Annotated in this window: 1 protein-coding gene (running past one end of the window); it reads right to left on the bottom strand. The window is 72.7% G+C overall.

All coding sequences use genetic code 11. From position 1 onward, the window contains the following. Window positions 1-12,095: part of a glycosyltransferase coding region (locus ABZ656_RS39025; protein WP_360274721.1), annotated on the bottom strand (this coding region is incomplete at its 3' end). 17,807 nt of the annotated region lie beyond the right edge of the window; the window shows 12,095 of its 29,902 annotated nt.

The following is a 12,095-nucleotide window of genomic DNA, read 5'->3' as shown; positions in this document are numbered from 1 at the left end:
CTCCCTGGGGTGTTGGGGTGGGGTTGGGGCCGGGGCCCGTCCTCGCCCTGTGGGGGGGGGGCGGCGGGGCCGCCCGCGCGCCCGACCCCTCCGGACCCAGCAGACCCAGCGGCCCCACCGGACCCTCCAGACCCACCGGACCCACCGGACCCACCGGACCCACCGGCCGCAGGCCGAGACGGTCCGCGTCGGCGGCGAGCACCCGCACCCGGGCCGTGAGCCAGGTCTCGGGTCCCGTGCGCCCACCGAGTCCTCGGGTCTCCACGTTGACGTCGAACTCGACGACGGTGGTGGGCTCGTCCGGGTACTTCAGCCTGTGCAGTTCCACGCTGCCGGCCTGCTGGCCGGGGCGGGAGAACTGCACGGACCGTACGTAGGCCAGCGAGGGCAGCGGGAACGCGACCCCGACAGCGCTCGCCGCCAGCGAGAGGGCCTCGGTGACCCCGGTGTTGGAGGCGTCCAACTGGGTGGACGGCGCGCCCACGTCACCCACGTGGACGTCTTCGGCGTCCACCCTGGACAGCTCGTCGAGATCGTCGACGACCCTCGGGTTGTGGAAGGAGGCCCGCACCCGCACCGCGTCGGGCCGGCCGGTGGCGGAGAACACCGCCTCCGACCGGTATCCGCCGGCGGCGGCCTGGTGCAGCCCCGCCATCAGGGTCCGCACCCGGGCGAATGCGTCCAGCGACTCGAAGGCCGCGGCGGACCGGTCGGCCAGCGCGGGGTCCACCGCGGCGAACACCGCCGCCCGGTAGTCCTCCACACCGGTGACCGAGTCGAGCCACGAGATCTGCGGAAGGGCGACCGGCTCGCCGACGACGGCCGGACGAGGCGCCCGGCCGGCCGGGTTCCAGTGGTGATGCGCGTCCGCCGTCAGGACACGGCTGTCCCGGGCGGCCTCCAGGGCCCCGCGCAGCCCGGCGGTGCCGGCCTCTGCCGTGTGGGACCAGTCATGCCACAGCCGGGAGGTGGCGTGCCGTACGCCTTCCGGGCGCGGCATCTCACGTACGGCCTCACGGGGGTAGCGGCCGATCAGGGAGCGCTCGACGACGGTCTGCCACTGCCGCGGGATCCGCCCGGCTTCCTGGACCACGAGGTCGACGCCCACGTCGTGGCGGAAGTCCACGGCCCGGTACGAGGACGCCTGGACAATGCGGGTGGTGCCGAGGGTGGAGGAGACGTTGAAGGCGGTGGTCTTGCCGAACCCGGTGAGCAGTGTGCGCACCGCGGCGCCGGCCTGCGCCAGAGGCGGTACGAGCGCCAGCGCCTGCGAGAACGGCAGGGAGACGGCCGCGTTGAGACCGTGACTGACCGTGCGGTTCGCCGACGCCGTCTCCTGCCAGTCCAGCACCTGGCGGGCAGGCCGCTCCAGGTTCCTGCGCCGGGCGGCGGCGCCTTCCGCCGCGACCGGGGCGACGAGCGGCTCTCCGCGCGGGTCGGTGAGCTGGGTCCAGTCGCCCAGCCGCAGCCGCAGCGTGACGGCCACCGGGCCGCCCGGCAACGGGAGCACCAGGGAGATCCGGTCGCCGATCGCCTCGTGCAGGGCGCTGTTGAGGTCGACGGTGGCGAAGTACTCCGCCAGGGCGTTCTCGGCCCGCTCCCGCTCGCGTTCCGGCAGGGACGTGACAACGCCCTCGCGGATCGCCGCGGGCAGCCGGTTGTCGGCGAACTCGAACGTCTCAGTGCCGACGCCGTGCCGGAAGTCCGGGGAGGAGGCGTAGGCGGGCGGTGCGAAGACCAGGCCGGCGTCACGGCGGTCGCGGGCCTGCTCGGGGGTCTCGGCCGGGTTGGGCCGGGTGACTGCGGACTCCTCGGCTGCCTGGGAGATCCCGTCCTCCGGGCCGCCGGGCTGCTGCTCGGGGCGGTCCGCGGCAGCGGTCCGGGCGGTGAAGTGACTGAGCAGGCCGTCCACGAGGGGGGCGGGGTTGCCCGGGCGCGGCTCCAGTACGTCCAGCAGTTCGGTTGTGCCGGAGGCGGCGTCGGAAGCGACGGACATCTCCACGAACGGTTCGCCCGAGGTCCAGCTCAGGTCCCGGGAAGCGGCGGATCGCGCCACGTCCTGCGGAAGCCTGACGATCTCCTGTCCGCGGTACGTCAGTTCCGTCGCGCCCGGCCGCGCGGTCAGCCAGCCGACCAGGTCTTCCCCGAACGGTGCGACGTACGTCCTGGGTCCGACGATGAGCACTCCTGTGGGGCCGGTCACCGGCAGCCCGAGACCGTCCGCGAGGCCCTGGATGTACGCCGTCGGTGCGACGGCGCTGGACCGTGCGGCGAAGCAGGTGATGGTCACCACGGCGCTGTCCGTGCGACGGACCGCACCACGCCGGAACACCTCGAAGCTGGTCCGGCGGCGCAGCAGGGCCGCCATCTGCTCGCCGTTGAACTCGACCTCGCGGCCGTCCCGTGTCCGCAGGACGGTGGCGGCCGTGTCGGGCCTGCCGTGCGCGATCAGGAAGTGCCTCGGGGCGCCGTCTCCCCACGGGTTGGCTCCGTGAGTGCCGCGGTCGTGACGCTGGGGCCGGCCGACGCGGAAAGCCCTGCTGCCCGGCAGGCGCCCGAAAACGTCGCCGAAAGCGCCGAGTTCGTCATCGGGCATGGAGGCGTGGCCGATGACCTCGCCGGTGCGGCGATCGGCGATCGGCATCATCAACAGCGTGCGGAAGTGGAATCTCTCGCCGGTGACCGACTCGACGTAGTTCTCCGGTCCGGTCTCGTCCTGTCGCGACGCCGCCGGGGACAGGTCCTCGGCAGGCTCCGTACGTATCCACTGCCCCGGAACCCGGACCCCACCGGGGTCCTGCACCCGCATCACGTCCAGGATCCCGAAGGCGTCTTCGACCAGGTCCACCCTGCCGCTGTGCGTCCACACCGTGACGCCCGCCCGGTCCGCCACCGTCCTGGCGAGGTCGAGTCCGTACCTGGCGCCGTCGTTCGTCACCAGCCACAGCGGGCGGTCGCCGACGCGGTTGTGGGCGGCGACGTCCGCGAAGGCGTCCAGCGACAGCCGTACCGGCTCGCCGCGCTGGTAGCCCACGACGGTGGGGGCGGCGGGCGGAACGCCCGGGTCGAAGTCGAACCTCAGGACGAAGCCGTCCAGCGTCGTCAGCGGACGCGACTCCTGCGCGTCGCCGGTCAGGTCGAGGCCCGCGACGTTGCCGAGGCCGTCGTACAACGGCCGGACGTCGAGACCGAGCGCCTGCCGGTAGTCCCGGTATGCCAAGGACGACGAGGTGCCGTCCGCACTGCCGACGACCGACATCGGGGACGCGGGCCGGCCGGTCTCCGGACCGGCCCACTGTGCGAGCGCGCCGGTCGCGCTCAGCGAGAGGAAGTCCCCCTCACCGTCCGCGTCGTGGTCGAGACCCATGTCACGCAGCACGCGCCGGGCCTCCTGCAGCCGGGCCTGCGTCTTGGGGAGCGCACGGGTGTTGCGGGCCTGCTGCGCGGCGTTCTGCTCGGACAGGGCAGTGTGGTACTTCGTCAACGCCTCCGTCAGGCGCGCCAGTTCGGGATCCACCGTGAGCGCAGGAACCGCACCGGGCCTTGCCGCCGACACGGCCGGAGCCGCCCCGGCGTCCTTGCGCTGCTTCCCCTTGCTCTTGCCGGTCGCTGCCCGCGCCGCGGCCGCGGCCGCCTCGGCCCGCTGGGCCGCCTCCCGCACCAGGGCCGTCGACGCCACCAGAGCCGGATGGTTGCGCACCGCGTCGATCTCCAGAGGGCCGTCGACGAACCGGCTGCCGTGGCCCTCCCACTGGTACTTGTTGCCCTTCCGCGCCGTGCTGATGGCGTACACGAGCGTGTTCACCCGGCCGTCGGGCGCCAGCACGTACGCGAAGGAGGCGCCGCCGCTGCCGCCGTCCAGGTGGACGTGCAGCGCCCGGCCGGCCTGCACCTCGCGTTCCCTCGGGCCGCTCTCGCCGAGCGCCACCTGGCGCAGCACCCGCAGCTGCTCCTTGGACAGCCGCTCCGGGCGCGCATGGCTGGTGTAGACGAGTTCCCCGCTGTACTCCCAGGTGACGGTCCGGTGCGGGGCGAACTCCGCCAGTCGCTCCGCGACCCGGGCCTCCTCCTCCGCTCGGCGTGCCTCCTGTTCCGCGCGGGCCCGCGTCCACACCCCGCGAGCTGCTTCCGTCACCCGGCCGCGGAAGTCCCCCTCGAGGACCACACCCATGCGGTCCAGCCAGCCTTCGAAGTCATTTTCGAAACTGGCGAGGCCGGCTTCACGCGTGCCCAGGTACTCACCGAACACATGGTCACGCCACTGGGCGGGCTCCTCCCTGAGGTTCTCCGCGACCGCCGGTGCACCGATCAGCAACGGCAGGAGTTCGGGGTGTGCGCCCAGTGCGCCGGCCACGACCGCGCCCTCAGGGCGCAGCAGCAGTTCACTCACTTCGGGAACCGAGGCCACCGCCCGGGCCCAGACCGAATCGGTTCGCACGGCTTGTGCCGCCGCCTTGGCGGTGGCGGCGCCAGGACGCGATGTCCGGCCGGCGTCCTTGCGCACCCTTTCCGGCGCCACGGCCACCGTGTCGCGCGCGGGTCCCGTGGTGTGCGACACCGCCCGGAGCAGGGGCTGCGCCGAGGGGTCTTCGACCAGTTGCCGGAAACGCTCGGCGTCCCGGGCCGCCAGCGACCGCAGGGCGCCGGTGAAATCGGTGGACCGCAGCGCGTGGTCGTACCAGTCCGCGGTGGACAGGAACCTCTCGGCGAACCACGGGTTGTCGTTGAGGAAGTAGGTGAGACCGGTGTTGGACAGCAGCCGCCGCAGGGTCGCGGCGCCGGTTCCGGCCAGGGTTCCCGCCTTGCGGGTCAGCGCCTGCGTCAGTGCCTGCTGGTTGCCCAGCCTGTGCACCACCTGAGACGTCAACGCCTCGGCCAGGACCTGGTCGGCTCGGGCGGCCCGCCATACGGAGCCATCCGTCACCGCGTGCTCCAGCAAGCGGTGGCTGCGCCTCAACGCGTCCGCGAGCCACGGCGCCTGGCGCAGGTCCCGCGCGATCCGGGGGTGCTTCGTCATCTCCTCCGGCAGGCCGCGAACCGACTCCAGGGCCCTCCGCAGCCGACGGTCCTCACCGGCCAGATCCGCGGCCACCTCCCGCTGCTCGCGCAGCAACTCGTGTACCGAGGGCCGCCGCTTCACCAGCCGCGCCACCCCCTCGTCCGCCGCCAAAGCGGCCACCACGCCGGGGTTGGCCAGCGCGGTCTTCACCAAGTCGGCATCCGCCAGCACCACCCGCACCTGCCCGGGATGCGCCAAGAACTCGTACCGCAGCGGCTTCGTGGTCAGCAGCCTCGTGTAGTCGGCGGCGTCGGAGAACAGGTCCGGGTGCTCGGTCAGCGCCTCGGCCAACCCGCTCACGATCCGTATCACCATCAGCATCTCGGATCTCGCCGCCAGGGCCTTGGCCAGCGGCAGGCTGCTCACCGCTGCACGTACTGCCCTTTCCCCCCCGGCCTGCTCCATGAGTTCCGACAGTTCCTGCCGCAGTTCCGGGCTGGCCAGGAGTAGGTCGCCGATCGGTCCCTGATCGGCGATGACGCGTGCGACATCCTCGCTCTTCCAGATGAGCAGATTGTCGCTCTTCCGGCTCAGACGGAAGTACGCGTCTTCCGCGACTAGCCTGACCCGGCTCATTTCCGGGTTGCGCAGGTAGATCTGGATGTCGATGGGGTTGTTGATGAACGCTGTGCGGATGCTCGGGCTGGTGAGGAAGAGCCGGTACAGGTAGTCGTGGGTGCGCAGGGCCCGGGTCAGCTCGCTGTTGTCGAAGAGCAACGGCAGAGCGTTCTGCGAGGAGTCCGCGAGCAGATCGATCAGTGCGGGACGGGACTGGAGCGTCTCGAACAGCTCGCGATTGCGGTAGAACGCGATGGCGAACGCGCCCCGATCGGTCGCCAGGCCGAAGAGGCGCCGGTCACCCCGGACCGCCGAGTTGATCTTCAATGCCCATGCTTGTGCGTCGGCGTCCGCGGGGGCCTTCCCGGCCTCCAGTTCCTTCGCCACTTCCTCCGCGGGCAGCTTGAAACTGTTCGCGAACCAGGCGTCCCCGGGACCGTACTTGATTCCCTCCGGCGACAGTACGGGGTCGTCGGTGCCGCGGACGAGTTCCAGCAGTTCGTGGACCCAGGCACGGCTCTTCTTCTTCCGCCCGGCCTTTCGGGCTTCCTCGACCCGGGCGAAGGCGGCTTCGAGGCTCCCGTCGGCCAGCCTCTCGGCGAAACCGGGGCGGGCGATGGCCTCGGCGAACGCCTCGGGTGCGGAGAGCAGCAGTCTGCGTGCCACGGCATTGTCGCGACGGGACAGCGCGGCGAGCAGTTCCGGCGTGCCGAACAGTCGCTCCCAGTGGCCGGCGGAGACGGCCATGCCGTACCCGGTTGCCAGTTCGCCCACCAGGTCCGCATGGCCGCGCAGGTTTTCCAGGTGCGGGGTCTGGAAAGCGACCACGGCCCCGGGGTTCCTGCCGAAGAATTTGATCAGTGCGCCGTCGTGTTCCAGCAGCGCCGCCACGCCCTCCGTCCCGCCGAGCCGACGCAGGAAACTCGCCGCGCCGGTCACCCGGCCGGCGAAGCTGACGATGCGGTCGTCGGTGGTCAGCCGGGACTCCAGGCCGGACGCCACCAAGGCCAGAGGGACCAGGCTCGAGGAGACCGAGGCGAAGCGCGCCATGGCGGGATTCGCACTGAGCACGGCCGGCAGCCAGGGCGCCTCGGCGACGCCCTCCTCGATACGGGGGAGGAAAGCGTCACCGTGAGGCCCGACAAGATCAGCCCACATTTCGGGGTGGCGCAGGATCGCACGGAGCACGTCGGGGATCAGCAGAGCCTCGTTGTCATCGCCGGCCAGCCGCTCCCATACGCGCGCGTTCTGCGACCGCAGCAGCCTGCGGTACTCGTGCGGTCGCGACAGCAGTCCGGGGTGGCGCGCCAGGACCGCCACCAACCCGGCCTCCCGCTCCAGTACCCTCGCGAGTTCCGGCTCGGTGAGCGCCGCGTCCAGGGCCGCGTCGGCGGCCCGGAGCCGGTCCAGGCGCGAGGTGCCCGGCCCTTCCGGCACGGACCGCGTGGCCGGCTCCGGGGAGCGTGCCGCCCGCAGCGCATCGGCGAGCAGGTCATCGGGGACCGCGTCGAAGGCGCGTGGGTCGTACGAGAGCACCTCCGCCACCGCCGGGTTGTCGGCGGCGGCGCTGACCAGTTCCCTCGACCGGGCGATCCGGGCACCGAAGCCGGGAATGTCCGGCAGCATGTCGACGAGCACCGGACTGCCGGCCAGCACCTCCATCACGGAGGTGTCGCGCATCGCCAGGTCCAGCAGGCCGGGCACCTGGAACAGGGCGTACGTCTGGTCGGCGTGGGTCTGCAGCGCCGTGCGCAGTGCCTGGCGGGCGAAGACCTTGCGGTAGTCGATCGGGAGCCGGGAGGACTCCAGGACGGCTATCACTGCCGTCCTGAGCCCGATGACCAGGGCCCATTCCTCCAAGAGCGACTGGGCCAGCTGTACTGGGCGGTCGGCAAGCAGCAGTGCCTCCGCGGCCTCCGGAACCCGGTCGAGGAGCAACGACAGCAACCCGCTCTTCTCCTCCAGCACGACACGGATCAGCTCCGTCTGCCCGCGCAGGTGGAACGCCACCCCGGCATAGCGGAAGAGATCCGCGGTCCAGGGCGCCTGGCTCTCGACCGCGTCGACCAGTTCCCTCCGGCCCGACGACGACTTCGCCACCAGGGCACCCAGGAACTCCGGACGGTCGAGGAACCTCAGCCTGTCGTGGGGCATCCGGTCATGAAGTGTCTCCATGATGCTCAGCAGGACCGGAGACGCGGCAAGGACCTCAGGCATCTCCTCATGGGCGAACAGCAAAGGGGTCAGCTTTTCCTGAGCCACCGCCGCCTCGACCAAATGGACGGCGTCGGGCTGCAGCATCCTGGTGACGGCCGCGCGGTTCTTCTCCTCGCTCCACCGGGTGTCCTCGACGAGGAGATGGGCCATTGACTGTACGGGCCACCCGTCATGCCACCCGGAGCGCCGGGCCACGCCGAACAGTTCCTCCCTCAGCCAGGACTTCACACGGGGCACCTCCTGGCTCTCGCGCACCACCGTTTCCAACCGCGCCCGCGCGGCCGGCGTAAGCTCCGCCGGCCGCTCGGCGGGCCGGTCCGTGGAGGATTCTCCGGCGGGAGCGGCGGAGGACGCCTGGCCCTGGCCGGTGTTCCGGTCGGCGCCTGCCTGTCCCGATCGACGCTTCGGCATGCCGCCGCGCATCCTCGGTTCCGCCGCGCTCAGTGCCGGGTCGTCGGCTTTGAGCTGCTCGGCGAGTGCACGGGCGCTGTTCTCGTCCCGCGTGGTGTGCAGGACCTCGGCGATCCGGACGAGGGCGGCCCGGCGCCTTTCCCGCCGTTCCTCCAGCTCCGGTTCCCGCCCGATCTCCAGCGGCGTGGGCAGATACGTACCGGCCCGTGCCAGCAGGTCGTCCATGTCCGGATCCGACAGGCCGAACAGCTCCTGCAGTTGTCGAGCCTGTTCCTCGGCCCCGGTCACCTCCGGGGCCGGCGTCTGTACGGGCTCCGGGTCCACGGTGCGCGCCTGCACGGCCTCCGGATCCACGGTGCGCGTCCGTACGGCCTCCGGATCCACGGTGCGCGCCTGCACGGCCTCCGAATCCACAGTGCGCGTCCGTACGGCCTCCGAATCCACAGTGCGCGTCTGCTCAGGCCCGGACTCCGTGACCTGCTCCGTGTTCCCCCTCGCCTCCGCTTCCGCTTCCGGCGCCCCCGGTTGCCGCGCGTCGTCGGCAGGCAGGGCCGGCCTCGCCGGGGCAGGCGGCGCGGGCGGCGCATCCACGGTGCGCAGCACCATGGTGCCCACCACCCAGCGGGTGCCCGCCGGTCCCTCGACCCGCAGGACGGCCAGCGAGCGGATCAGGTAACCGTCCGTGGGGCCGGACCCGCCGGCCGGAGCCGGGACGCCCAACTTCAGGTAGTCGCGCCGGTAGGTGCTGGTCGCGGAGGCCTGGCCCTGAGCCGCGCGGTTCTGGGCGTGCGGCAGCGTCAGGCGGACGCGGTGGGTCTGGTCCGCCGTCAGCGGTGCGGTGAACCGGGTACTGACCGCCGGAGCGACCGTGGTAGAGGCGCTCGCGGCGGACGCGTCGGCGGCCACCCGGACGTCGTCCAGGGCGGTGGGACCCTCGGCGAGGATCTCCTGCGGATACAGCCTGAGCCGTACGGAGGTCGCGTCGCTGGTGCCCGTGCGCCCCATGAGACGGCCCACGGCGCTGGAGTCGAGCAGTTCCCCCGCTTCGCCGCCGCCGGTCCGCACCAGCCGGGCCAACCGGATCATCAGGGCCTCGTACGACAGTGAGGTGTGCATCCGGTTCACACCGGCGAGCGCCGGGTCGACGGACCGCAGGGCACGCACCACCTGCTCGGCGGCGTCGAACGAGTAGACGGCGAACGGCCGGTCGGGCACCCAGTGCTCCCCCGCCACCGTGTTGCGTACGGCGAGCGGCAGGGCCTCCGGGTCGATCGCGACCGCGTCGTCGGGCGTCGCGAACCCCTGGGTGGGGTCGCCGGTGAGGACGGCCGGGTCCACCAACGGCACCACGTCACCGGCCTCGGTCGGCAGGTCGGTGCGGTCGAACCGGAGGGTCACCCGCGCGTCGACGGCCACGTGGAGGTCCGGGAGCGCCACGCCACCGGCCATGGCATCGGCGACGGCGTCGGCGAACCGCACCGCTGCCGCACCGACCAGCGGAGTGCTGTGCACGGCCGCCTCGAACTGATACGGAACCTCGAACTCCGCGAGCGCGCCGGAGCGCTGCCAGGCCCGGTTCTCCCGGGAGGACGACACCGAGGCGCCCACCGCGCGCTCGGCGGACAGCGCGAAGGTCGTCTGCGCCCGCTGGCCGCGGTACTGGACGACAGGCATGGCGTCCAGTTCATGGCCCCGGGATCGCGAGACGCTCTGCCCCACGGCGCCGGGCACCGGCAGGTTCCCGTCCCGTCCGCTGCCGTGGGCCGTGGAGTGGGTGAACTCCGAGGTGTCCGGGGCCGGACGGCCGCGCAACTGGTTGAGATCGGTACCCGGCGCCGGGTGCGCTGCCAGCGCCACCTCCACCAGTCGCGGTCCGAGCCAGCCGCGGTGCACGAAGTGCACGGCCACCCGTCCGTCCGAACCCGCGCCCACCAGCGCGCGCAGCGCCACCGGGGAGGTGCGGTCGGCGATCCAGGTGGCGACGCCGGGCAGGTACGCGGCGTGTCCCGGAACGGTCGTGCCGGGGGCCGCCTGTTCCACGGCGCGCAGGATCTGCTGCCGGAACCCGCCGCGGGGGCCGCCGAGGGTGACCTGCGTGACGGCACCGTGCCCGAGCTGACCGGTCTCCCGGTACCACTGCGGAAGGACCAGCGTCGCCGCCGGAGCGGGTTCGGCCGGGCCGACGACGGCCGCGAGCAGCGGGTGCTTGGCCAGCTCGCTCTCCGGCAGCAGGAACTCCACGGCGTCCGGCACCCGTATACCGATGGTCCGCTCCGTGTGGGGGCCCGCGACGAGGGTTGCGGACACCACGTTCCGCCGCCCCTGACGGACCGTCACCTGGAACGTCGCGGTGGCGGCGAACCGGTGCAGCTGGGCGTTGTTGTCGGCGGTGACCCGCGAGTTGGCGGCGTTGTCCGCGATCGTCGTGCCGGCCGAGGTGCCCGACGAGTGCGCGTAACGCCCGCTGGGGAAGAAGCCGACCGTCGGTCCGTAGGCCCCGCTGACGGTCACGCCCCGCTGGTGCCCGCTGCCCACCGACCGGGTGACCGAGGAGGCGTCCGTCGAGTACAGCCAGGTCTCCAGGCTCATCGGTCCGGGCGCCTCGAGCCGTCGTACGTCGGACAGGTGGCCCGTGACCTCCAGCGACACGTCCGTGCCCGACAGCAGTCCGAAGCTGCCGACGCCCTCGAGGACGAACCCGTCACCGAACACCGCGAGGGCGTTGGCGGTCAGCTGCTGCGAGGAGAGCGCGGACCGCAGGACCTGCTGCGCCATGCTGTCCGAGTCGGTGAGCGAACCGCCCACCGCCGCGCGTCCCGTCCACCGCCAGGCCCCGTCGGCGGCGCGGACGACCCGCCCCAGCGGCCCGGTCGAGCCCTCCGACGCCCAGACAGCGGCGAAGTTCCCGGCGGTGGCGGCCGGTTCGGACAGATCGAGCAACTCCCCGGTCCGTGGCCGGGGTTGGGCCGCGCCCAGCAGCCGGCTGACCGCCTCGGCCAGGGCGCTGCCGCCCTCCACCCGGTCCACGAAGGCCGTCTCAGGGAGCCGGTGCAGCCCACCGAGGTCGACAGCGGCCCGCAGTCGCACCAGCTCGTCTTCCGTCAGCACATCGACGGGCCGGGGCGCGGCCTGCCCGGACACGGCCGGCCGGGGCACGGACTGCTCGGACACGGCCGGCGGGGGCGGGGCCGTCTCCGGCGCCGCCGCCTCGGTGCGATAGGTCGGCAGTGCGAGGCCGAGGGTGCCGTCCGCGACGACCGGCCGGGGCGCCGGACCGTGGCTCCAGGTCAGATCCAGCCGCAGGCGCACCGGGACGTCGAAGACCTGCAGGCCCTCGTCCGCCGAGGACACCGCGTACTTCTCCTGGCCCACCAGGGAACCGGTGCCGGTGGTCGTGGCGGTCTGCCGGCTGTACGAGTAATCCGGCCCCAGGCCCTGCAACGGCAGGTCGCCGTGGCGCTCCAGGGGGTTGCTGACCTGACCGCCCCCGGTCACCGACCAGGCCACGGGCGCCACGGTGCGCTGCTCCTGACCGGGACGGGCGAACCCGGACCAGTTGTTCACCTGCACTCCGGGCAGCGCCCGCACGGCGGTGACCGGCCCCTCTCCCCGGCGCTCGGCGGACAGCCGGACCTCGACCCGCTGGGTGTCGACCGTGGTCGGCAGCTCGAACCACACCGTGTGGCCGCCGTCGATGAGTTCGTCGGCCACGGACCGCAGCGTCTCGCTGGAGCGGGCGTGGTCCAGGGCGCGGGCGTTGGCCAGCCAACGGGCCCGGGTGGCCTCGCCGGTCCAGCCGCCGCTGCCGGTCAGGGGCGGCAGGAAGCCGTGCTCGCGCAGCCACCGTTCG

Origin of the sequence: Streptomyces sp. NPDC007095, assembly GCF_040634475.1 — a bacterium.
Taxonomy (GTDB): domain Bacteria; phylum Actinomycetota; class Actinomycetes; order Streptomycetales; family Streptomycetaceae; genus Streptomyces.
This window is presented reverse-complemented; position numbering and strand designations above follow the sequence as displayed.